Raw genomic sequence first — 22,893 nt, forward strand, 5'->3', positions numbered from 1 at the left:
GCAACCGATGCCGCCCGGCGTCTCTGATCGTATCGCTCACTCGCCGGCCAGCACGGCCGGCTCGCTTAAAATGCCGGTCGGGGCCAGAAAATCGCTGCCGCTCACGACGAACAGCTTCGCTTTAAATCCGGCTACCGCGTTCGGCAGTTTGAAGCCCGCCGTCAGCGTCGACGTCTCGCCGGCCGCGAGCGTCTGCGTCCGGTACGAGAAGTTGACCAGCGCGCCGTCCTCGCCCGAGTCGTCGTACAAGGCCGTCACGAGCGTGACCGTCTGCGCCGCCGCGCCGTTGTTCGTCGCTTGAAGCATGCCCGTGAGCAGCTCGCCTGGCGCAAGTCCCGCAGGATGCCCGTTATGGCCGACCTTGAAGGACGTCGATATCGTAAAGGGCGAATCGACGTTCACCGTGTAGACGACAGGCTCCTGTCCTTTGGTCGATTGCAAAATCAGCTTCATGCCGTCCTCGACCGTGCCTCCGGCGACGGGCGTCGTCCCGTCCGCCCGGAACAGACCGATCTCGGCGTTAACGGAGGCAAGCCGGCTCAGGAACGTATCGACCGCTTCTCCGTGCCGCACGCCGGCAATCGTACGGGCCGATTCATCGATCGCATAGGCGGCGGAGATGAGAAGGGATTCGTCCGTCAGCACTTTGAACTCCTTCATCGTCGCCCAGTTGCCCCAGCCCGCGATCATGTTGACTCGCACGTACCGATAGCTGCCCGCGACGTCGTCCGCAAAAGAAGGGCCCTGCACCGCATTGTCCGACCGATCGGCGAGCATCGTCCAGTCCGTCCCGTCGTTCGAGCCCTCGAGCGTGTACTTCCAAGGGTCGTTCGTGAGATACAGTTGCTCGATTCTGCTCAAGTGATAAGACCTGCCAAGGTCCACCTGGAGAAATTGCGGCAGATCGCCGTTCGCCGCTACCCAGGCCGTCGCTTCGTCGCCGTCTGCCGCCATCGCCGGATCGGAGCTGGGCGCGTTGTTGCTGGAAGCGATGACCGGCTTGCCTTGCGACACGTTCGCGCTGGCCGTTGCGCGTTCGGTCAGCAGCGCCGTCCGGTACGAGGAGGCGTCGCCGATCGTATTCTCGCCTTGGCCGAAGTTCGTCAAGATCCCCTTCAGCTGGCCGTTCGCGCGGAAATCGCCGATCATTACGCCCAGTCCGAGCTTCATATTCGGACCCGGCGTAAAAGACTCCCCGTTTTTGCGGAGCGCGCTCCACGGCAAGAACGCTTCGAGCGAGTAGCCGTCGGCCGTCTTTTTCCCGGCAACCTTCACGCCCGCCCGATAATCGGCGCCGCCCCATTTCCAATGCTCGTACCAGGCGGCCGGTCCGCTCTGATCGCTGCCGGACGTCGGCACGAAGTCGAAAATGTAAGCGTCGCCTGTACCGGACGTTTTGCGGTTCATCGGGTCGACCGTCAGCTGGATGACATCGTTGTTGTTCAGCGGGTCTCCCTGGCCGTAAGGATTAAAATACTCGTTATCCCGAACCGTTCCCGCCAAATAAAGCCCGAAGGAATCCCACATCAGTCGGACGGTTCCGGTCAAGTCCGTTTCGGTCGCGCCGATCAGCGCGCCGTCCCCCTGCGCGACCTGCGTTTCGTCGCTCATGTCGATCGGTTCGGCCCCCGTCCATTCACCGGCGCCGATCTCTCCGTCGATGTCGGGCTTCGCCGCCGCCTTGCCGACCGTCATGATCGGCGTCGCCTTCGCGCCGCCGAAAAACAGCCCGCTCACGGTCGCCTTGCTGTCCGCGGCACCGGTCACCTTGACGACGACATGGCCCGCCGCATCGAATACGTAATAAACGCCGTCGCCGAAATTTTCGATCGTACGCGGTTCGATGAGCGCATGTCCCGCTTCATCCTCGACCGTCACCGACTGCTTCATGCCTTCGCGATTCCAGTCCGCCATGTAGAAGGCGATCCGGTGCGTCAAGCCGTCTTTCAGATCGAGATCGTAGGCGAGCGTGCCTCCCTTATCCTGCGAGACGAGGGCGGCTGCCGATCTTGCCGTGCCCTGGGCATTAGTGAGCGCTCTGCGATCGGAGGTCGCCTCCTGCAGGACGACGGGGCTTGCGCCGCTCGTCTCGCTCAGCACGGCATAGGCGGGGAGCTTCGCTTCCAGCTTTTCGAGCTTGTAGCCTTCCCGTCCGAACCGGCTGCGCCAATCGCCCGAGGTCGCCGTGTCGAGCGCGACGAACTCGGCTTTGAGCGCTTCCGGCAGGTAGGTCATGTTCGTCAGCGTGAACCCGTCGGCGCTTCCTTCGAGGAAGGGAACCTGCGCGTCGCCGCGATCGACGGTCACATTTTGAATCGTGCCCGTCGAGCGGGTGTTCGGAAAAAACTTGATGCCGCCGCTGGAGTTCCCGGGGCTCCTGCCGAAGTTGCGAATCGTCGCGCCGTCCACATGGGCGCCGTCGGTACCGCCTACCCCGCCGTTGTCGAAGATCATGATGCCGGCGCCGTCGATGCCGTCTATAACCGCATTGCGCAGCGTGACATTTGAAGCGTCGGTACCGCCTTCAAAATCGAAACCGACGCCGTCGTAGCCCTGCGAGCCTTTGCCGATGTTGCGAAGCTCGACCCCGTCAAACACGACGTTTTTGGAATTGGCGACGACGATGCCGCCGATGCCGTAGGGGTTGACGCCGTCGTGCGTGCCGCCCAGCATACCCACGTTTTCCGCGCTGATATTCGTGATGGTCGCATCCACCATGAACAGGAAGTTGAAGCCCCACTGCTTGGCGTTCGTCGCGGTCAGACCGTCGATCGTCACGTCCTTGAACCTGGCGTTCGTGCCGAACCCCGCCGTGTTCGTATATTGGGAGATCGCCCCCCTGGAAGAGCGGCGTATTCACGTTGTCGAAGACGATCGACTTCATCGTAAGTCCGCGCAGATGGTACGTCGACGCATTGCCGTTCCCCTTCAGGGCGATCCCCGTCGAAAAGTGGTTATACAGATTCGGCTTGCTGTTGAACGTATCGTCCATGTCGCGGATGTCGAGGTTTTCGAAAGCGAGCGACCGCTTGTCGTAGACGCCGTCGAATTCCGCGTTGATGCCCGTCATCGCCTTCTCCATCGCGATGCCGTCGATGCGCCAGCCTTCCTCGTTATGGAGCGTGATCGCCGACGCGTCGGTCATTTGGGGGGAAATAAGCGGCTTGTCCCCCGTCCCGTAGGACGACAGCTCGATGGGCAGTTCCGGGGTACCGCTGCCGCGCAAGGTCAGCGTCTCTCCCGTCCAACGGTCGCCCGACTTGAGCAAAATGCGGTCGCCGGGCTGAAACGTCTGCGCCGACACGTGCGTCAACGTCTTCCAGGCGGTCGTCTCCGACAATCCGTCCGCGGCGTCGTCTCCCTCCGACTGGCTGACGTAGTATACGGCCGCATCTGCCGCATGTACGACCGCCGGCGAGAATACGAAGCCGACCAGCTGCAGGATAAGCAGGAGGGAAAAAGCCGTCATCAGAGCCGGCCTTAAACGTTTATGATTCATGGATCATCGTCTCCTTCATGGCATGTATTCGCTTTCATTTTACAGTTGAAGCGTAGACTTGGTTATCGACCATCCCCGGTTATCGGCCGTCCTATTTTTCTGTTTCTGCGTCTGATTCTGCTTCCGCGCTCATCGTTCGCAAAAACAGACAGCCGTACGGCTGCAGCCGCAGCCTGAACGGCAGCGCCACGCGCGCCCGGCTCCCCGTCTCCGGATCGCAAGCCACGGCTTCCGTCAGGCCGGGCCTTCCTTCCAGCACCGCTTCCGCCGTGCCGTCGCCGGCATGGAGCAGCATGAGCAGCTCCTCGCCGTCCTTGTCGTACCGGCTCATGAACAGCCGTTCGCCGCCGACGTCTGCGACCCGAAGCGCAGGCTGTTCTGCCGCTTCGTCCCGGACGCGACTTATGCTGGCCGCCGCCTCGCTCGCGGAGACAAGCTCGCACGCGCGCATCCGCCGGACGACTTCGGCATGCTCCCCGGCGTAAATACCGCTTGTCGGCAGCGATCCGGTCCAGACGACTCGTCCGCCAGCCGACTCGAAGCGCTGCAGTTTCTCCAGCACGGCGAGCGGAACGACCTCCGCGCCATGCATCAGCACCGCGCGATAGGGGATGCCGCCGACGGCAAGCGCGCCATCCTCGAGCCCGGCATCCAAGATCGCCTCATCGTCGAGAAAGTTAAAATCCAGTCCCGCCGACAAGAGCCCGCGCGCCGTCGCCAGCAGCGATTCGTGACGGCGCCACATCGCTTCGGGCTGGCGGCGCACCGCTTGACGAATCGGCTTGTAGTCGGCCTGATACGTCCCGATGGCGTAGTAGACGCCGACGTCGGGTCTGTGCGCCGCGCCTTCCAGCATGACGCCGAGCCTGCCGACATGCGCGCAGTAGCGCCGATATTTCGACGCCTCCATATCCAATGCATTGTAATAAGAATTGATGTGCGTCACCCCGCCCATATAGAGCAGGTTGGCGGTCCCCGTCATGTCGTCAATCGTCGCTTCGCCGTCGTATGCATACGCGCCGGACGGATCGAAATGAACCGGGCAAATCTCGGCCATCACGTCCCGGCGGCCGGCGGCTCGCGCAGCGGAGCTGACGAACTTCGGCGCAAGCAGATAGCCGAACGGATCGTCGATATAGCGCTGCGGTCTGGTCGTCAGCATGTCGACGCCTGGAAACGGCATCTCCCGCAGTACGCGCATCAGACTTCCATAATAAGCGGCGTGATACACCATGCTCTCTTCCAACAGGGCGTGACCCGAAAAGCGGATGCCCCGCGTCCCGCACCAGTCCGCAAGCTGACGAAAATAGCTCTCGGCAAGCAAATTGGCGACGGTCCGGTAAAACTGCACGCGAACGGTTCGCTCCATCTTGCCGTCGCCTTCAAACAGCGCATGGAGGCAAGGCGCGAGTGCCTCGCCATGCTCCCGTTCAAACCGTCCGGGCAGCGCCTCCGTCCACGGAACGACGGCTTGCTCGTACGTATCCTCCGTATTTTGATACGCGGCCATCAGGCTCGGCTCGTCTGTAAAGAATGCGGACACCGCTTCGCCGATTCGTCCATGTCCGATATGAGCCGCATACGGCTCGTAAGTCGTCTCAATAAACCTCCGCACCGCCCGGTCGTCCAGCAGATTGGGATAACGGCGCGGCGACCAGCCGTTCCGTTCGGCATGGGTGCCTTCATATAGGAACTTCTCCACGTAAGCGTACAGCACCCAATCTCCTTCGATGCCGTTCGTCCGCACCGTCGCGCCGTCATCGGCGGTTTCCGCGCGGCACGCTGTCGTGCCATCCGTATCGTCCGCAAGCGGATGCACGGATGCGGAATAAAAGCGAATGCCGTCATCCGGCAGCGCCAAGACCACCGGTGCGATTCCGCTGCCGTACACGGATATCCGGTACAGCCCCCGCGCTTGAAGCTCGGGATGCTCCGACAGCGTAAGACCGTCCGCCGACCCGCTGGGATAGCCTTTTTTCGTCGTACAGCCAGACGCCGAGTCCCATCCGCCTCGCCGCGTCTATATGCGCATCGAGCTCGCGAAAGGCGCACTTGTCCTTCAAATAGCGATCGTCCCAGGATACGTTCGTTACGATGCCGCCGATCCCAAGCGTTGCCAGTCGATCCAGCTTCTCTTGCGGATCGCTTCCCCAATCGTGCACGATCTGATAAGGCCTCAATCGAGGCGGAGGCGTTTCGAACGCATTTCCTATGCCGCTTTTCGCATCGTTCATCGTTGCGCAATCCTCCTCGTTCGCCTGACGAGCGAACTAGCCTTTTACCGACCCCACGACAAGTCCCTTGAGCAGATACTTCTGCGTGAGCAGGAAAAACAAAATCATCGGGATGGCGGACAGAAAGCAGAGCGCGTACACCGGTCCCCAATCCACGGTCGCGTTGGCGCCCATGAACTTGTAGACGGACATCATGAGCGGCGCTACCTTGCCGGCATTCAAATAAATGAGCGGCCCCTGAAAATCGTTCCAGTACCAGTACACGGTCGTCGTCACGATCGTGGCGGTCGCCGGCCTGAGCAGCGGCAGGATGATACGGAAAAACGTCTGGTACCGCCCGCAGCCGTCGATGAATGCCGATTCCTCCAGCGCTTGCGGGATCGTTCTCGTGAACGCCGCGAAGAAGAGCGAAGCGAAGGCCGTGCCCCCGGCCACATAGATGATGATCAGAAAGACGGGCGTATTGATCAGATGCGTCGCCACCCCGAGCTTGTAAAGCGGCAGCATGCTCGACTGGGCCGGAATGATCTGTCCTGCCGCGAACAGCGCGTACATCCACTTGATCCACCGTCGCTCGGAGCGACTGATGATGTAGCCGGCCATCGAAGAGAACAAAACGATAAAAAACAGTGTGACGGCGCAAATGACGACCGTAAGCGACAGAGAGGCGAAGAAATCGGTATTGCGCAGCATCGTTCTGTAATTGCTCAGGTCGGTGAGATCCGGCATGTAGAAGGCGTCGAAAATATGCGATTTGTCCTTGAACGTATTCAGGAAGAACAGCAGAAACGGCGCGAGGAAGATCGCGCCAGCAAGCCAGGTGGCGGCTTGCGACGCGACGCGAAGCGTCGGCAGCGAGGCGGTTCGACCGGCGCTTATGCGATCGGCCTGGCGTTCGGCGCGGGCCGAAGTGTGAAGCGCACGCATCTCAGATCTGCACCTCCTTGCTTCGCGTCAGCCTGAGCTGAAGCATCGATACGACGCAGACGAACAGAAAGAGAATGATGCCTCCGGCCGTCGCGTACCCGTAATTGCTGTAGCTGAACGCATGCTTGTAAATGATCAGGGAGATCGTGTTCGAGGCATCCCCCGGGCCGCCGTTCGTCATGATGAAAGGCAGGTCGAACATGCGAAGCGTCGTGGTCAGCCCGAGGAAGGTCACGACCGTGATCGACGGCATGAGCAGCGGGAACGTGATGCGGCGAAAAACGGACCAAGGCCCTGCGCCGTCCAAATTCGCCGCTTCGTACAGCTCGGACGGGATCGAGCCGAGACCGGCCAGAAAGACGATGACGCCGAAACCGACGCCGCCCCACACCATGATGACGATCAGGGCCGGCATGACCGAATCGTACGTGCCGAGCCATTCCCGCCCCGCCGAGCCGAGTCCGATCGATCTCAGCAGCTGGTTCAGCGCGCCGTCGTTGTGATAGATCATCGTCCAGACGATCGACATCGTGACGAAGCTGACGACGCCCGGCAGGTAGAAGATCGTGCGCAGCACCGTCTGCGCGCGTCCCGCTTTATTGAGCGCCAGCGCGAGCGCAAGACTCAGCGTGTTGCTTAAGAGAAGACCGGCCAGCGCAAAAAGCAGCGTATTGCGAAGCGCGATCAGAAAGCCGGGCTCCTTGAACAGGTTGACGAAGTTGTCGAAGCCGATAAAGACCGGCTTGGAAAATCCGTCCCACTGCGTTAAGGAATAATAGAACGAACTGACGAACGGCCATACGACGATGATAAGGAACAAAATCAATGCGGGCGCCGCAAAGGAAAGTTCGACCCATGCATGTCTGAAACCCGATTTCATACGCTTCCCTGCTTTCGGTTGTTCGTTGGAAAGAAGAAGGGATACGGCGGCGAAGCTTGATCCGCGGCATCCCTCTTGTCGGCCAGCGAGTCGCTGCCGTTGTTATGCGCTTACTGCTCCGGAGGCGCCACGAGCCCCTTGTCGCGCGTGAAGGCGCTGTCGGCTTCGTCCAGCCAGGACGGGCTGAACGCCTTGCCGGCCAGCATCTTGGTGAACATCTTGGCATAGACGTCGCCGACGGAAGCCGGCATGAACTGCCCCTGGATCATGCTCTTGGTGGAGCCGAGCACGCTCAGGAAATCCTTGTTGCCGATCTCCTTGTAATCGATCTCGATGCCTTTGATGGCCGGGAACACGCCCGCATCCTTGTCGCGGATGATGATCGCGTCGGTGTCGTGCATGGCCGTCACCAGGTCTTTGGCCCGCTGCACGTTTTTCGTGTGGGCGTTAACGCCGGTCAATACGCCGACCGACACGCTGAGCGTCGGGTCGCCCTTATCGCTCGGCAGGGCGAAAAAGCCGGTTTCCATGCCGCCCTGGTCCTTCATCTCGCTGTTCACGAGACCGCCGATGTAAGGACCGTGAATGATCATGGCCGCTTTGCCGTCTTCAAAATCTTTGCGCTGCAAATCCCAGCCGTTGCTGAGCGCGTTGCTGCCGAAATAGCCTTTGTCGACCAGCGTCTGAAGCTTGTTGAACGCGGCCTGTATTTCCGGACCGTTCAGCTTCTTGGCGCCGTTGTAGACGTCCTTCTCGAACGTATCGCTGCCGTATTCGTTGGGCAGGAAGACGCTGACGGTCATGCTCGCCACCCAGGCGTCCTTGAAGCCGCCGGCAAACGGCGCGATGCCCTTGGCTTTCAGCGTCTCCGCCGTCTGCATCAGCTCGTCCCACGTCTTCGGCACCTGGATGCCGTTGTCTTCGAACAGCTTGCGGTTGTACCAGACGCCGTTGCTGTTCAGGTCGAACGGCGCGGCGTACACCTTGCCGCCGTAGGAGCTTTGCGTCTTGGGCGCGCCGTCGATGTTCGCGACGAACGGCATGTCCGACAGGTCGGCGATATAGCCCGCCTTCGCGAACAACGGGAGCTGCGCGCTCTGGAACTGAACGACGTCGGCGGCGGACGCCGAAGCCATTTGCGCTTTGAGGAGATCGAAGTAAGCCTCGCCCGGCGTATTTTTGTATTCGATCGTGGCGTTCGGATATTTGACCTTGTAGGCCTTCTCGAACGCTTCGCGATAAGCCTTCACGATGCCGAGCGGCTCGTCGCCGAGGTTCCAGCTCGCCACGCTGATCGAGAACGCTTCCGTATCCTGCGTCGGCGCGCCGCTTGCCGTCGCCGTGCCGCTTGCCGTACCGCCAGCCGTGCTCGCCGCTTCCGTATTTTCCGCGCTGCCCGCATTCGAGCCGCCGGAGGCTCCGCTGCCGCCCGCATCCGAATTCGAGCCGCATGCCGTGAGCAAGCCGAGCGCCAGAATGCTCGCCGGAATCAATGCCTGTACGCTTTTCCGTGTCCGTGCGTTTTTCATTGAGAACCCCTCCTATGATGAACAGACCCTGCGGCGCTGTCCCGCATGCCCATTGTAAGCCGGACGCCGCAGCAGCGAATAGCGTCAACATCTTGACATCGGGTGCAATTTCTTGATCATCCCTGCAGCTTAAGCCCTACAGGAAAGCTTCGTCCTCGTACCGGGTTTCGACCGCGCCCCTTATTTCCAACGGATAACGCGTAAGGGTCGCCGCGCGGTAGCCGTCCGGAATCTCTATCAAGCCTGCTGAGACGCCATCCCGGGTTTCCCAGGCGATGCGCACCGCCGATCCGTCCGCAAGCGGAATGACCGCATCCGCCTGACTGAATTCGAGATCGGGCGGAGACAGCCGGATCAGGCCGCTTCCCGCTTCCGAGACATCGACGCCGAATACGAGGTGATTCAGTAAATAGCCCGGCGAAGCACCCCATGCATGACAGAGACTGACCGGGATATCTTCCGTCAAATAGGTTGGCGTATGTCCCTGATAGGTACTGGGGATCGTGCAGCTTGGCAGCGATGCGTCGAACGTTTCCCACCATGTCGTTGCGCCGCGTGCCAGCATCTCTCCCCAATAGCTGCGGATCAATGCCATCGCCTGTTGCCGGCGCCCCGCATCGCGCAGCGTTTCCAGGACGATGTGCTGAAAAAACGGGCCTTTGACCGGAGGCAGCGTGCCAGGGAGATAAACTTCGTCAAGAAAACGTTCAAGCTCGAGGCCATCTAATAGTCCGCACCAGGCCGCCAAAAATTGAGTCTGTAGCGAAAAATGCGGCGATGGACTGTCTCCAGCCAGGCAATCGACGTACATGCCGCGCTCCGAATGCCATAGCCGGCTTCGAATATCGCTCTTCAGCCGTTCCGCTCTTCTTTGCGCGGCTAAGACATGCTGCTCCCCGCGGCCAAACGCCTCCCCCAGCTTCGCGTACGCCAGCAACGCTTTGTAGTAAAGGAACGAAATGCCCGCAACCTTATCACGCCGATCGACATCGTCCGTCCAATCGATGAAGCACCACCATCCGTCCCGGTCAGCTCCGGCGAACAGACCGGTATCGTCCACTTGGGCTTCGAACCAGTCCATAAGACGGTCGATAGCCGGCGCAAGCTCGCGCGGCAGCGAATCGTCGCCCGAATACCTCCAGTAATCGTAGACGCCAAGCAGCCAATAGGCACAGAAGTCCGGCAGCAGCATGGCATTGCGCTCGGGACCTGTGCCGGGGATAGAACCGTCGTCATTCTGGATCCTCGCGCCTTGGAGCAGACACTTTCGCATGAGCGCGGTATCCGCAAAATTGGCATAAATAATTTTGCCCATAACAACCGCGTCGACGACCCACAGCGCTTTTTCCCGCCACGGACAATCCTCCGTGTGTTCCTGACTGTTTACGCGAGTCGTATAGAGGCTCACTTCATGAATCGCATCGATGACTGAATCGCCGCTTCGGAATACGGATGTCCGCTCGAATGGATATTCCGTATGACGGATGAAAAAAGAGCTGAGAGAGATGGCGGACGGCGTGCCCATCGCAGTGATTTTCACGAATCGGCCCGCCCGGCGGCCGAATGAGGTCAACGTCTGCTTGCCGGGTTTTAGTATAAACGTATCGACCTCCTGAAGCTCAAGCGATTCTCCGTATGCGATTCGCAGCACGCCTCCCTCGGGTGCATGGACCGCAAGCTCCGGCCGCCCGACGAACGCTTTGCCGTAATCGTATACGATAGCCGGCATCGCGCCAGCGCGGGCAGCGTCCAACTGCGTCGCTTTTCCAGTCCCCGAGCCATCGATAAGGCGATTCGCTTCTCTGATTGCGCCGAAGTTTTCTTCAACGCGGACGATACCGATCGGGTAGCGCGGCTCGGACCTCAAGAATGGAATTTCCCTGGGGAGCAGTCTCGGCCAAGGACTGCCGGCATCGGCTGCGGATGCGATTACGGTCGCGAAGGACCAGTCGCCGTCGTTGAAGGTCTCGTGCTCCCAGCCGTCTTCCTCGCGTACGAGATAAATCTCGTTGAAGCCGCCCCAGCGGCTGATGCGCTTGTTGGTTGTACGCCAGCGCGGAGATTTCCTGCACCGCCAGGTATCGTCCGTTGCTGCCGAGATGCCGCCGTCCACCGATTCCAGCTGCAGCAGAAAGCCCGAATCTCCTTGCATTTGCCCCGTTACGATATCCGGTTCGCCGAATTCATAACAGACCGAAGCGATTACATTGGCGCCGGGCTTCAAATAGGACGTAACGTCATACGTATCGTAATATTGCCAATCCTGCGTACAGGGCGACGGCCCTCGCCCGACTCGCTCGCCGTTGATCCGCAGATCGTATTCGATTCTGGCAGATACGTGAATCGCGTGGGGGCTCTTCAACTCCTCCTCCGATCGCTCAACGACCTTGCGAAACTCCACGTAACGGTTGCGTTCTTTCGGCTCCCCGAACCAGATCCATTTCGCCGACCACGTCATCCCACGCACTCTCCTCGCCCTTCTGTATGGATACCGCCAGTAACGGCTTCTCTTCTTGCACACTTCCCTGTTCCAGGTTTTTCATTGTAAGCCGGACGCCATGACGCGGGATAGCACCAACATCTTGACATCGGGTGCAATTTCTTGATCATGCCATAGAACGCCTTTTGGCGTCGTGCTATGATAGGAACAACCTGATGCTGCGGCATACCGACCTGGAGTGGAGTTCGATGCGTAAATGGCGCTTTTCGGCAAACAATTCAATTGCGTATCGGCTGTTCGTGATCTACCTGCTTGCGATATCGGTCCCCGTCTATCTATACGGCGCTCTCTCCTACAGCCTGTCTGCCCGCAACGTTGAAAATAACTACATCCGCAACAAAGCCGCCATTTCCGACCAGATCATGCGCAATATCGACGAGAATGTGTTGATTTTGCAGAAGCAGTCTGCATCCCTTTTCCTGATCAGCAAAGAAATCACCTATATATTAAGCTCCGGGCCCAGCGACACCAGCGACATCTATTTCGATTACAAGGAACGTCTGGACCGCTATTTTCTCGCCCTAATTCAGATGAACGACAAGCTGAACGGCATTACTTTAATCAACACGAACGGCGAGGTTAAGTATGCCATCAACGTTCAGGGCCGCAACTCGGTCGCAGGTTCCGTTCTGGACGAGCCCTGGTTTAAGGAAACGATGGCCCTGAATGGAGCGCCTCATTTTCTGGATCCGCATACAAACGACTTTCTGTTTAATCCCGTCAGCGCCGCGAAGCCTGTCGTCATCTCCGTCGCGCAGTCCATCACCGATTACAACGCGGACGGACCGGCCGGCGTGTTGCTCGTCGATCAGAACACGGAGCAGTTCTTTGGCGACATTGCCAATGTCAATCTGCAGGAAGGCGAGCAGACCGCCATCGTCAGCCGGACGGGGAAGCTCATCTACAGCAATGTCGAACTAAACGAGCAGGAGAGCGTCAAGCTGCTGGCCGTCGCCAAGGGGCTCGGCCGCGGACAGGTCAAGACCGACGTTGGCGGACGGAGCATGCTCGTAATCGCCAGTGCCCCGTCCCAGTACGGCTTTCAGGTCGTGTCCCTGCTCCCGATGTCCGAGCTGCAGAAAAAAAGCGGATTTCTTCGAAGCATTACGGCTGCCATGCTGCTTGTCATCTCCGGGATCGTGCTGCTGATCTCCATCGTCGTTTCGTTTCTGATCGTCAAGCCGCTCCGCCGGCTCATGCCCTCGTTCAAGCAGCTGGAGTTGGGCAACTTTTCCACGCGGGTTCCCGTCAAGGGCAACGACGAGCTGGCCCGCATCAGCCAGGCCTTCAACAGCATGGTCGGGAATATCGAGTCGCTGATCGTTCAGAAGTATGAAGCGAACCTGCTTCGCAACCAAGCCGAGTTCAACGCGCTTCAGTCGCAGATCAATCCCCATTTTCTGTACAACACGCTGTACGCGACCAAATCGGTCATCGACCGTCACGATTATGAACGCGCCTCGGCCATGGTGCAGAGCCTGTCGGAGATTTTCCGATACAGCCTGCATCAGGGAAGCAGCGTCGTTACGCTGCGCGAAGAGATCGATCACATCCGGAAATATGTATACGTTCATGACATTCGCTTTGCCGGACGGTTCTCGACCTTTTTTGAAATCGACGACCCGCTGTGGGAGAATCCCATTCTGAGACTGACGCTTCAGCCCTTGGTCGAAAACGCGATTCAGCACGGTTTGGCGAACAAGGCCGTCGGCGGCGAGCTGCGGATCACGGCCAAGGCGGCGGACGATCACTGTCTTATCTATATCTACGACAACGGTACGGGAATGTCCGAAGAAGAAATATCGCGTTTTAACGACTGGTTTGCACAGTCGTCGTCCATGACGGCGGACTTGCCCAAGCCTGCGACGCAGGAACCGCCAGGCGACGGCAACAAAGGAACCGGGCTCGGCATCCGCAACGTGCATGCACGCATCCGACTACAGTTCGGAACGGAATTCGGCATCAAAATAAGCGGCAAGGCTGGCGCTTTCACGACGGTAAAAATCAAGCTGCCGCTGCACGACAAGCTGCAGAAGGAGACGGGTTGATATGAACGTCCTAATTGTCGAAGACGAAACGCAAATCCGCAGCTCGCTCGAGGATGCCCTTCGCCGCTTCGGCATCGACGATATTCGGATCGCCGGCCACGGCTTGGAGGCGTTGGCGCTGCTGGAGGAGCGGCGAGCCGATCTCATCCTGTCCGATATCCGCATGCCCGAGATGGACGGCATCGCCCTGTTGGAGCGTGTTCGCGAGCGTCATGGCGACGTACTGTTCATCGTGCTGAGCGGTTACGATTTGTTCGAATATGCGCAGAAGGCGCTTAAATGGGGCGCGTACGCCTATCTGCTGAAGCCCGTCGCCGAAGCCGAGCTGGAGGACGTCATCCGCAATGCGCTCCAGGAATTGATGCAAAAGCGGGATTTGCGCGAAGACGAGCTGCGACTCCAGATCAAGTTGAATGCAGGCACTTCGGAGCTGCGCCGCCGTTTCTTGACCGAAATCGTCGAGGGGAAGGAAGCGTCCGGCAGGCAGGCGCGCAAGTGCGAGGAATACGGCATTCAATTGCCGTATTCCTCGCACTATATATGGCTGGCCGGCATAGACGAAGCGGTTCATATCGCTCAAACGATGCCCCGCTCGGATATCGAACTGCTGAAGTACGGACTTGAAAATCTCTGTCTTGAGGTGCTTCGGGAAGGCGGTCTGATTGCCGAGCCGTTTCGTTGGGACGACGGGGTCGGTTTGGTGCTGAACGGAGGCGGCATGGATGGAAGTGGCATGGATGGACATGGCATGGACGGACAGAGCGCGGACAGACATGGTACGAACGGGCGGGGTACGGACGAGAAGATTGTTGCGCTGTCGGAGCGGGCGGCCGGACTCGCTATCGATGTGCTGAAGCTGTCCCTGACGGTGGGCATCGGGCGGCCTGTCGGGCGGCTTGAAGAGACGCCGGCTTCCTACGCCTCCGCGCGTCGCGCTTATGCGCAAAAGCTCGTTCATGGCGGAGGCCGCGTCTATGTCTGCGGATCGGAGCGAGGACCGGGGTCCGATGCGGCAGGGCTCGACCTGGCTGCGGAGCGGGAACTGCTGGCCTTGTTCGAAGCGCATCGGCAGGACGAGGCGTCGGCGTTTATCGCCGAGCGGTTCGCGCCGTTCCGCGTTCCCTGCTCTTTCGAGATCGCCGATATAGCCAAGCTGAATTATCGGCTGATCGTGCTGCTCGCCACGATCTTGAGGCAGCTCGGCTTCGACGCCGACGAAGCGCTCGGCGACGAGTATCATTTGTATACGCAGGTCAACGCGTTACAGCAGATGGAGGAGATGGTGGCCTGGTTCCGGCAGCGGCTTTCGGACGCATTCGCCCATATCGAGGAAAAGTCGACCCGCTCGACCAAGAAGCTGATGGGGAAGGCGCGCGACTATATTGCCGAGCATTTTCACGAAGCGATCAGCCTGGAGCTGGTAGCGGACCATCTGCAGATCAGTCCGGAATACCTCAGCCGGGAGTTCAAAAAGGAGCATGGCGAAAATTTCACCGACTTCCTGCTGAGGCTGCGTATGGAGAAGGCCAAGTCCTACATCCGCGAGGGACGATACCGGACGTACGAGATCGCCAATCTCGTCGGTTTTCAAAACGAGAAGTATTTTTCCAAGGTATTCAAAAAAAGCGACCGGCTTTACGCCGAGCGAGTATAAGTTCCGCACGCTGTGAAGGCCGCCGCGACGGGTCAGGGGGGTCTAGCTCTCAAGTCGATCGATGCGAAAAAATAGCGTAGAATTGCGCTATTCTTGCTTGCTCGCATTTCAGCCGACCGCTCCCCGCTCGCTTCATGCTCAGGAATAGCGCAGAATTGCGCTATCCTTGCACGCACGCCCTTCAGCCGACCGCCACACGCTCGCTTCATGCGCAAGAATAGCGCAGAATTGCGCTATCCTTGCACGCACGCCCTTCAGTCTTCCCCCACCCTCCCGCCATGCTCAGGAATAGCGCAGAATTGCGCTATACTCACATGCTCGCATTTCAGTCGACCGCCACACGCTCGCTTCATGCGCAAGAATAGCGCAGAATTGCGCTATCCTTGCACGCACGCCCTTCAGTCTTCCCCACCCTCCCGCTCATGCTCAGGAATAGCGCAGAATTGCGCTATTCTTACATGCTCGCATTTCAGTCGACCTCCGCCCGCTCGCTTCATACGCAAAAATAGCGCAAAATTGCGCTATACTCTCATACTCGCATTTCAGTCGACCGCCACCCGCTCGCTTCATGCGCAAGAATAGCTCAGAATTGCGCTATTCTTACATGCTCCTTCTTCAGTCACCCCCCCACCCGCTCGCGTCATACTCAGGAATAGCGCCAAAATGCGCTATTCCTGTATCCACGTCCATCAGTCGATCGCCACGATCACCATCAGCTGCTGAACACCTGAATCTCGTTGACGCGCGCGTAATTGCTGGCGGCGTCGCCGAGCGTCGCGTACACCCTGATCTTGGAGCCGGTAACCGACGTAAATACATGCGTGCGATGCGCTTGCATGTTGCCTGTCACTGCCGGGACGCAATCGACCCAGGCCGTGCCGTTCCAAGCTTGCAGCTGATAGTTCCGCAGCGCGTACCCGCTCGTCGTGAACAGCTCCACGCGGCCGAACGTCCGGTTCGACCCGAAGTCGATCTGCACCCACTGCGGCATGACCGGCGATGCGCTGGCCCACCCGTTGAAGTCGGTGGAGGCCGTACCGTCGTTCGCCTTGGCCGCCGCATAGCCGTTGGCGGTATCCGTCGATGAGGCGGATGCGGTGCCGCCATAGGCAATATTGACCTGATACAGCAGCGTAACGGGGCCATATGACCGGTTCCCGGAAACGCCGATATTCCAGCCGGATCCGTTGTTGTATACCGAGCCGTTTACCGTCCCAAATCCTAGCGCGATCGTCGTATTGTCGCCGTACCACTGATCGCCGCCGGCATCTTCGGTCGTTACAAGCAGATAGGAAGCTCCCGGTTGGAGCGTGACGCTTTCCGCCAGCTTGCAATATTGGTAACCGAGCGTATCGGGCGTTCCCGCCGACGTCCGGACGCTGCAGGCACCGAGCATCGCCTTGTCGCTGTCCCGGTACAGCTTGAGCGTATGCGCCTTGTCGTTTCCGGCGGTGAAGCGTCTTCCGAGCCCGTTCACGCTGACAACGCCGGCGCCGGTCGTGAACTTGAAGCCGACTTCGCCGTTCGAATCGTTGCGCAGCGTGCCCAGCGTTTGCGAAGTGACAAGCCCGGTCCCCGTCGGGGAAGGCAAGGCGGACGGCGCCGTCGGCACGTAGGTTGTGGGCACGGTGTTCACCGTATTCGCGGCAAGGAAGAATCCGTCGTAAGTTCCGCCGTATGTGCTGCGGCCGCGGCTGTCGTTGAACACGTTATTCGTTACGAGCCCGTTGCCGCCCAGGAACTGAATCCCTTCGCTGCTGTTGCCCGGATTCGTGCCGTAATGGCTGATCACGTTATTTTCAATGACCGAATCGATATCCGGCAAACTCGAATTGTTGAAGTGGAAAATGCCGGCCCCCGCCGTATCGTGAATGTTCATACCGCGCAGCGAAATGTTTTTGCCGACGCCTTCGAAGTCGAAGCCGACGCCGTCGTAATTTTGATCGGGATGTCTCGACACGTTCGCGATTTCGCCCCCGATCGCCTCTACGTTCTTGGAATACGCGACCACCATACCGGCCGAACCGAAAGGATTGGAGACAGCGCCGATATTTTTGGCCGTCAGGTTGGTAAGTGTGCCGCCATCTACGAAGAGGACGTTGAAGCCCCACATGCCTCCTCCGTCGATGGTGAGATTGTCCATGACGACCTGCTTCGTCCACAAATGCTCGTTTGGATTAAACCCCGAGACTGGCGCCCCGAACCAGGTAGCGGTGTCGCAGTTGTAGAACGTTTCATTTTTGATCGTTAAATTCGTAAGCGCCGTCATTCTGCCGGGCGCATTCACCTTGTCGGAATACGCGGGCGATACGGGATCGGCCATCGTCTTGATGCTGATGCCGGCGGAGGTATGGTTGTACGTAGCCGGCGCGCTATTGTATGCCGCTGTCATATCGCGAATCGTCATATTTTCGATCCAGATGTAATTCTGGTTGTAGACATGATCGTATTCAAGCCGGATGCCTTCCCAGGCGTTCTTTAGCTCCAGACCCGCGATTTTCCACCCCGCATATCCGTCGATCAGCACAGCAATAGAATCCGTCGTACCGGGTGCGACGACAGGCTTCGCGCCGGTGCCGTATGCGGACAACACAATGGGATTCGCCGCGGTCCCGCTGCCCTTCAGCTTCAGTGCCTGTCCGGTCCACGTCGCGCCGCTCTTTAACAGAACCTGATCCCCGGCCGCGAACGTCCGGGCATTAACCGGGGTGAAATCGCACCAGGGCGCGGTCGCCGATGTGCCTGCCGACGCATTGCTGCAGCCGGCGCCGCTCTGGTTGTTCACGTAGTAGACGGCGGCATCGGCCCGATCCGCGTGAACCGCAATCCCGAACGCGATGAAGCCGGCCACCGCTATCATCCATACGGCCAACCGAGATATCGTTTTCATGAATCTTCCTCCCATTCACTATATGGTTGCGCTTACAAATGCAATTGCAGTTCATGCGGGCGATACGACAATTCCGTCTGCCACACTCAGTATCCGGCAGCGCGAAGAAGGCGTATAGCGCCAAAATTTTGATATTGGCGCTATTTTTTGTGGTTGCGGTCGTCTTTGCCCGCGGAAGATGTAGAATAGATTTAAAGCGCTCGAATTCAAGCAAGGAGACGACCCCCCATGGAACAAAAAAAGGTGGCGCGCCAAACGATTGGCTTCCGGGAGCTGGCTCCCTACGTCCGTCTCGTTCAGCATATCGCCGGCGACGATCGCTACCGGCTGCCGCCGCGGATCATCTATGATTACGAGCTGAAGTTCGTGCTCGAAGGCCGCTGCGATTATGTGATCGAAGGCGTCCATTACGCGATCGGTCCTGGCGATATGGTCGTCTTGCAGCCGATGGCGCGGCATTCCTGCGCGGTCCCGCCGAACGAGACATTCCGGTATTATGCCGCGCATTTCGATTTGATCTATATGGGTGACGCCTACAACTTTTCCGTCGATGACGTCTATCTCAGCCAAGATTACGTGCACGCTCCGTTCATTCCGGATGACCCTGAGCTGACGGAGAGGCCTGTCGTGTCGCTGGCCGAAGTCGATTTTCCATGCGTCGTCCCCACGTCCGCCCCGGGCGCATACGAAGCGCTGTTTCGTTCCCTGTATGAGGCGTTCGGGAGCGGACAATACGGCAAAGAGCTGAGCATGCGCGCAGACCTGCTTCATGTGCTCGCGCTGCTCGTCCGGGAGCTGTCGACGCCCGCGGGGATCAGCATCCGTCACCCGCAGCGCGAACGGATCGGCCGGGCGGTCCAATGGATGCAGGCCCATTATCGCTCCCAGCTCCAGCTAAGCGATATCGCGGCGTCCGTGCACTTGTCGCCCAGCCGGTTTCGCGCCTTGTTCAAGGAAGCGACGGGGCAATCTCCGATGGAGATGCTCGTCTCGATCCGTATGGACAAGGCGAAGGAGCTGCTGCTTCACTCGTCGCTTACGGTCGGCCAGATCGCCGAGGAGGTCGGCTATGCGGACCTGCATTATTTCAGCCGGCTGTTCAAGCGCTGCGAAGGCATGTCCCCGATGCAATATGCGCAGTCCTTGCGCGCCAGGTTCAGTTGAATCGTCCAACAAGCTCGTCGTATCGTCCAAATACGCGCACCTTCCCTTTGCGTAAACTAAAGTCAGCAACATTCACAATCCAAAGAACGAAGGTGCGCAAATGACTGACAGCCGCAAACCGGAAGTTGCCGTCTATTATTTTCCGAACTATCATGTCGATCCCCGCAACGAAGCGACGCACGGCGCCGGCTGGAACGAATGGGAGCTCGTGCGGCGGGCGACGCCGCGTTTCCCCGGACACGAGCAGCCCAAGGTTCCGCTGTGGGGCTACCTCGACGAATCCAAGCCCGAGACGGCCGAAAAGCAAATCGCCGCTGCGGCCGACCATGGCATCGACGCCTTCATTTACGACTGGTACTGGTACGAGGACGGCGCCTTCCTGAACAAGGCGCTTGAGAACGGGTTCCTGCAAGCGTCCAACAACGACCGGCTGAAATTTTCCCTGATGTGGGCGAATCACGACTGGATCAACATTTTCCCGTACAAACGCGGCATGGACCATACGCTGCTGCACAGCGGACAAGTGTCGCTGCAGGCGTTCGAAGCGGCCTGCGACTATATGATCGAAAAGTACTTCGGCCATCCGTCGTATTGGCGCGTGGAGGGCGGCTTGTACTTCTCCGTCTACGAGCTGATGAGCCTGATTCAAAGCCTGGGCGGCATCGAGCAGACGAAAGCGGCGCTTGACGGCTTTCGGGTCAAAGTACGCGACGCGGGACTTGGCGAGCTGCATCTGAACGCCGTCGTCTGGGGCATTCAGAATTTGCCCGGAGAGCGCACGCTCGAAAATCCGGGCGAACGCGTGCGGGAGCTCGGCTTCGACAGCGTCACTTCGTACGTCTGGATTCACCATATCGCGCTGGAATCTTACCCGACCGTCGACTATCCGGCCTACGCCAAGATGGCGGAAGCGGATTGGGGCAAGTTCCGCAAGCAGTTCGGCGATTACGGCATCCCCTACTACCCGAACGTGTCCATGGGCTGGGATTCGAGCCCGCGAACCGTACAGTCCGACGTTCACGCCAATATCGGCTATCCGTTCACGCCGGTTCTGGTCGGCAATACGCCCGAAGCGTTCCGCCAGTCGCTTGCGGCCGCGAAGGCGTTCATAGAAACGACAAGCGCGGACGTCCCTCCGATTCTGACGATCAACTCCTGGAACGAATGGACGGAAGGCAGCTATATCGAACCGGACACGGTGAACGGCATGGGGTATCTGGAAGCGATTCGGTCGGTATTCGGCAAAAGCTGAAGCGAACGAAATGCAAAAATGCCGGCAGGCGCCGCGTGTACACGCGGCGTCTGACTTCTGTTGTTCCATTTCCGATTTCACGTTGCATCGGGATGCGGATATGGTAATCTATAACCAAACCACCTGAACAGGAGGGAATTTTAATGGAGCAAGCCTGGAAACCGCCGGGTTTTAACAGCGTCAATCCCTATTTAATCGTCCGGGAAGCGGACCGGTTGATCGACTTTCTGACGGAAGCATTCGATGCCCGGCTGATCGAACGGCATACGGACGAGACCGGTGCGGTGCGTCATGCAGCCTGCCGGCTGGGCGATTCCATCGTAGAGCTGAGCGGAGGCGTGAACGAAAGTTTTCCGCCGACGCGCTGCGCGCTTCATGTGTATGTAGAAGATACGGACGCAACGTACACCAAGGCGCTGAACGCGGGAGCCAAGCCCTTGTATCCGCCGCAGGATCACGACTACGGCGAACGTTCTGGCGGGGTCGAGGACGACTTCGGCAACCACTGGTATATCGCGACGTTCGGAAAAAAATAAAAGCTGCTCACGGAAGGAGCAGCAAAGCGGCCAGCGTCCGGAAATCCGGGCGCTGGCCGCTTAAACGTTAGATCATTCTTGTGCCAGCTTAATATAACGGCGGCCCACCGACACGATCCAAGCAACGTACGACACTAGCAGAAGCCTGCCGACAAAACCTGCATATACGCCAGGACCGAACACGCCGTCTCTAGGGAGAAACAACATGAAGGCGAACATGAGAGCCAACGTAATCGCCGATGTTACAATCAGTCTTACCCGTACTCTTTGCCAGGATTCCTTCCGGATTAAGGCGAAACTCAGCACTAACGCCGCGACCGGCGTATAGTCGAGGGAAGCGCCCAGGACGTGCATGCGGCCGCTGAACGTTGCATGCTGCTGATAGGCGGCAATAGGATCCGTCACATATACGCCTGCCAGAAACAATCCGGCGGCGCTGATCCATAAAATAATCAATCCGATATAGGCAACAATCGAACGCTGCTGCGATAGGATTACGAAACCGATAGAAGCCAGGCTGGCCGCGATCAGAAAAAATGAGAGCTGCATCATCCATCCGAATGATCCCAAGGCGTACTCGCTGATAAACCGCCAGGTCGGATCAAACTCAGGCTCCAGAATGTGCAAGCTCGTCAAAAGAAAGACGAACAGGAAGCCGGAGGCAATCGAAAATCTGGCGGTCCAAATAGCGAAGGCGGCATGCGGTGTGCTATCGACTCGCGCCCGTCCGCTCATGTCCTGCTCGCCAACAAGGCGGCGAACCGATCGAACAGCTCCAGCATCCCTTCGGTCATGCCGGACTGAAGCGCGCCGTCGCGAATTCGAATGGACGGATACAACGTCGTTTCCGTTAGCTTCGTTCTGCCGCCAGGCAGCGATTCAAAGGTCACTGTCACTAATGCTACCGCATCGATTCCTTCGAATTCGTAAGTATGAACAAGTCTCTCCGGCAAGGTCACTTCATGATAAACCCCGTTATATGCATATTCGTTGCCGGCAGGATCCCTGCTGATGAATCTCCAGATCCCGCCGCGCGCCGCTTCGAGACTGTCCACCGTTGTTGTCATGACGCTTGGCCCCCACCACTCCGGGATGAAGGCCGGATCGATCCACATGCGGGATACAAGTTCCCGGGGAGCTTCGAACGTTCGATGGACGATCACTTCCTGTTTGTTCGGCTCCGCAATAATAGTCGTTTTGGACATGCCGCATTCTCCCTCTTCCTTTTGTCGGTTCACGATCCATTCGATTCGTCCCGCTGCGTCTGCGCTTGGTGAAGAAGCGCGTCCAATCGACTGAACTGTTCTTCCTTGGTATCCTGAAACGATCGCACCCATCGGTCTAACTCGGCAAACCGTTCCTTGCGGATCTTAAAGATCCGCCGATTCGCAACGGCCTCGACATCTACGAGACCGGCGTCGGCAAGCACCCGGAGGTGCTTGGATGACTGGGGTAGCCGAAGCTGTAGCCGCTCAGCAATTTCCCCAAGCGTCAGGGCGCCCCCGTCCCGCAGCAGCTCAACGATGCTCATCCGGTTAGGTTCCGCTAGCGCACTCAGCGTGGCCGTGTTCACGAAGCGTCCTCCTTCCAATTCGGATTAGGGCTACTTAAGTCTTCCTGAATACAATATACATGCAATAAAGTTTCCTGTAAAGGAAATTTCCATATAGGGAAAATTAGATTCAATCCCAGTGCTTTGCCATATCGCCGATATTATTTCTGTGATCGACCATCTTACGACAAAAATGATGGTACACGCCGGCATCCAGCGTCACAACGC

The 22,893-nt window shown here is 58.8% G+C and carries 17 protein-coding genes; 5 read left to right on the forward strand and 12 right to left on the reverse strand.

Going from position 1 to position 22,893, the window contains the following annotated elements; genetic code table 11:
• Nucleotides 1-36 precede the first annotated feature (36 nt).
• From OMP38_RS34500 to OMP38_RS06530, 8 genes are all read right to left on the reverse strand, one after another.
• Nucleotides 37-2,673 carry a discoidin domain-containing protein gene (locus tag OMP38_RS34500; RefSeq protein WP_338130478.1) on the reverse strand — a complete coding sequence of 879 codons (2,637 nt, stop codon included), beginning with the start codon at nt 2,671-2,673 and terminating at the stop codon, nt 37-39.
• Nucleotides 2,591-3,499 carry a polysaccharide lyase domain-containing protein gene (locus OMP38_RS06500; protein WP_277564356.1) on the reverse strand — a complete coding sequence of 303 codons (909 nt, stop codon included), beginning with the start codon at nt 3,497-3,499 and terminating at the stop codon, nt 2,591-2,593. Before OMP38_RS06500 ends, OMP38_RS34500 begins: the two co-directional genes overlap by 83 nt.
• A 91-nt stretch (nt 3,500-3,590) precedes the next feature.
• Complete coding sequence (locus OMP38_RS06505; protein ID WP_277564357.1) at nt 3,591-5,366, reverse strand: glycosyl hydrolase family 2 protein; 1,776 nt, start codon at nt 5,364-5,366, stop codon at nt 3,591-3,593.
• Nucleotides 5,344-5,733, reverse strand: a complete 390-nt coding sequence (locus tag OMP38_RS06510) for a hypothetical protein (RefSeq protein ID WP_277564358.1) — start codon at nt 5,731-5,733, stop codon at nt 5,344-5,346. The genes OMP38_RS06505 and OMP38_RS06510 overlap by 23 nt, the downstream gene beginning before the upstream one ends.
• Before the next feature lie 36 nt (nt 5,734-5,769).
• A complete protein-coding gene (locus OMP38_RS06515; RefSeq protein WP_277564359.1) occupies nt 5,770-6,660 on the reverse strand; it encodes a carbohydrate ABC transporter permease in 891 nt (296 codons plus the stop codon).
• Nucleotide 6,661: 1 nt separating this feature from the next.
• On the reverse strand, nt 6,662-7,540 hold the full coding sequence (locus tag OMP38_RS06520) for a carbohydrate ABC transporter permease (protein ID WP_277564360.1): 879 nt from the start codon (nt 7,538-7,540) through the stop codon (nt 6,662-6,664).
• Between the two features lie 110 nt (nt 7,541-7,650).
• Complete coding sequence (locus OMP38_RS06525; RefSeq protein WP_277564361.1) at nt 7,651-9,069, reverse strand: ABC transporter substrate-binding protein; 1,419 nt, start codon at nt 9,067-9,069, stop codon at nt 7,651-7,653.
• Between the two features lie 136 nt (nt 9,070-9,205).
• On the reverse strand, nt 9,206-11,527 hold the full coding sequence (locus OMP38_RS06530; RefSeq protein WP_277564362.1) for an alpha-L-rhamnosidase-related protein: 2,322 nt from the start codon (nt 11,525-11,527) through the stop codon (nt 9,206-9,208).
• 230 nt (nt 11,528-11,757) lie between these two features.
• On the opposite strand from OMP38_RS06530, the gene OMP38_RS06535 reads away from it, so the two are divergent.
• Both OMP38_RS06535 and OMP38_RS06540 read left to right on the forward strand, forming a co-directional pair.
• Complete coding sequence (locus tag OMP38_RS06535) at nt 11,758-13,617, forward strand: cache domain-containing sensor histidine kinase (protein ID WP_277564363.1); 1,860 nt, start codon at nt 11,758-11,760, stop codon at nt 13,615-13,617.
• A 1-nt stretch (nt 13,618) separates the two neighbouring features.
• A complete protein-coding gene (locus tag OMP38_RS06540; protein WP_277564364.1) occupies nt 13,619-15,271 on the forward strand; it encodes a response regulator in 1,653 nt (550 codons plus the stop codon).
• Between the two features lie 712 nt (nt 15,272-15,983).
• Here the strand turns inward: OMP38_RS06540 and OMP38_RS06545 are convergent.
• The gene (locus tag OMP38_RS06545; protein ID WP_277564365.1) at nt 15,984-18,161 is read right to left on the reverse strand and encodes a discoidin domain-containing protein; all 2,178 of its coding nucleotides are present in this window, start codon (nt 18,159-18,161) and stop codon (nt 15,984-15,986) included.
• Between the two features lie 228 nt (nt 18,162-18,389).
• Between OMP38_RS06545 and OMP38_RS06550 the strand changes: the two genes are divergently transcribed.
• The 3 genes from OMP38_RS06550 to OMP38_RS06560 all read left to right on the forward strand — a co-directional run bounded on the left by OMP38_RS06550 (nt 18,390) and on the right by OMP38_RS06560 (nt 21,113).
• Complete coding sequence (locus OMP38_RS06550; protein ID WP_277564366.1) at nt 18,390-19,325, forward strand: AraC family transcriptional regulator; 936 nt, start codon at nt 18,390-18,392, stop codon at nt 19,323-19,325.
• A 100-nt stretch (nt 19,326-19,425) separates the two neighbouring features.
• On the forward strand, nt 19,426-20,577 hold the full coding sequence (locus OMP38_RS06555) for a glycosyltransferase WbsX family protein (RefSeq protein WP_277564367.1): 1,152 nt from the start codon (nt 19,426-19,428) through the stop codon (nt 20,575-20,577).
• Between the two features lie 143 nt (nt 20,578-20,720).
• Complete coding sequence (locus OMP38_RS06560; protein WP_277564368.1) at nt 20,721-21,113, forward strand: VOC family protein; 393 nt, start codon at nt 20,721-20,723, stop codon at nt 21,111-21,113.
• A gap of 72 nt (nt 21,114-21,185) precedes the next feature.
• Here OMP38_RS06560 and OMP38_RS06565 read toward each other — a convergent pair whose 3' ends face one another.
• The 3 genes from OMP38_RS06565 to OMP38_RS06575 are packed head-to-tail and all read right to left on the reverse strand — an operon-like array spanning nt 21,186 to nt 22,686.
• A complete protein-coding gene (locus OMP38_RS06565; RefSeq protein ID WP_277564369.1) occupies nt 21,186-21,848 on the reverse strand; it encodes a DUF998 domain-containing protein in 663 nt (220 codons plus the stop codon).
• A complete protein-coding gene (locus tag OMP38_RS06570; RefSeq protein WP_277564370.1) occupies nt 21,845-22,318 on the reverse strand; it encodes an SRPBCC family protein in 474 nt (157 codons plus the stop codon). Before OMP38_RS06570 ends, OMP38_RS06565 begins: the two co-directional genes overlap by 4 nt.
• 29 nt (nt 22,319-22,347) lie before the next feature.
• Nucleotides 22,348-22,686 (reverse strand): ArsR/SmtB family transcription factor, encoded by a 339-nt coding sequence (locus OMP38_RS06575; protein ID WP_277564371.1) that lies wholly within the window; start codon nt 22,684-22,686, stop codon nt 22,348-22,350.
• Between the last annotated feature and the right edge of the window lie 207 nt (nt 22,687-22,893).

This window comes from Cohnella ginsengisoli (genome assembly GCF_029525555.1).
GTDB lineage: Bacteria > Bacillota > Bacilli > Paenibacillales > Paenibacillaceae > Cohnella > Cohnella ginsengisoli.

Excerpts from the sequence above, each read along its gene's own strand:
- OMP38_RS34500 (WP_338130478.1), bottom strand. The coding sequence starts at position 2,673 with ATGCTGGGCGGCACGCACGACGGCGTCAACCCCTACGGCATCGGCGGC.
- OMP38_RS06500 (WP_277564356.1), bottom strand. The coding sequence starts at position 3,499 with ATGAATCATAAACGTTTAAGGCCGGCTCTGATGACGGCTTTTTCCCTC.
- OMP38_RS06510 (WP_277564358.1), bottom strand. The coding sequence starts at position 5,733 with ATGAACGATGCGAAAAGCGGCATAGGAAATGCGTTCGAAACGCCTCCG.
- OMP38_RS06515 (WP_277564359.1), bottom strand. The coding sequence starts at position 6,660 with ATGCGTGCGCTTCACACTTCGGCCCGCGCCGAACGCCAGGCCGATCGC.
- OMP38_RS06520 (WP_277564360.1), bottom strand. The coding sequence starts at position 7,540 with ATGAAATCGGGTTTCAGACATGCATGGGTCGAACTTTCCTTTGCGGCG.
- OMP38_RS06525 (WP_277564361.1), bottom strand. The coding sequence starts at position 9,069 with ATGAAAAACGCACGGACACGGAAAAGCGTACAGGCATTGATTCCGGCG.
- OMP38_RS06530 (WP_277564362.1), bottom strand. The coding sequence starts at position 11,527 with ATGACGTGGTCGGCGAAATGGATCTGGTTCGGGGAGCCGAAAGAACGC.
- OMP38_RS06535 (WP_277564363.1), top strand. The coding sequence starts at position 11,758 with ATGCGTAAATGGCGCTTTTCGGCAAACAATTCAATTGCGTATCGGCTG.
- OMP38_RS06540 (WP_277564364.1), top strand. The coding sequence starts at position 13,619 with ATGAACGTCCTAATTGTCGAAGACGAAACGCAAATCCGCAGCTCGCTC.
- OMP38_RS06545 (WP_277564365.1), bottom strand. The coding sequence starts at position 18,161 with ATGAAAACGATATCTCGGTTGGCCGTATGGATGATAGCGGTGGCCGGC.
- OMP38_RS06550 (WP_277564366.1), top strand. The coding sequence starts at position 18,390 with ATGGAACAAAAAAAGGTGGCGCGCCAAACGATTGGCTTCCGGGAGCTG.
- OMP38_RS06555 (WP_277564367.1), top strand. The coding sequence starts at position 19,426 with ATGACTGACAGCCGCAAACCGGAAGTTGCCGTCTATTATTTTCCGAAC.
- OMP38_RS06560 (WP_277564368.1), top strand. The coding sequence starts at position 20,721 with ATGGAGCAAGCCTGGAAACCGCCGGGTTTTAACAGCGTCAATCCCTAT.
- OMP38_RS06565 (WP_277564369.1), bottom strand. The coding sequence starts at position 21,848 with ATGAGCGGACGGGCGCGAGTCGATAGCACACCGCATGCCGCCTTCGCT.
- OMP38_RS06570 (WP_277564370.1), bottom strand. The coding sequence starts at position 22,318 with ATGTCCAAAACGACTATTATTGCGGAGCCGAACAAACAGGAAGTGATC.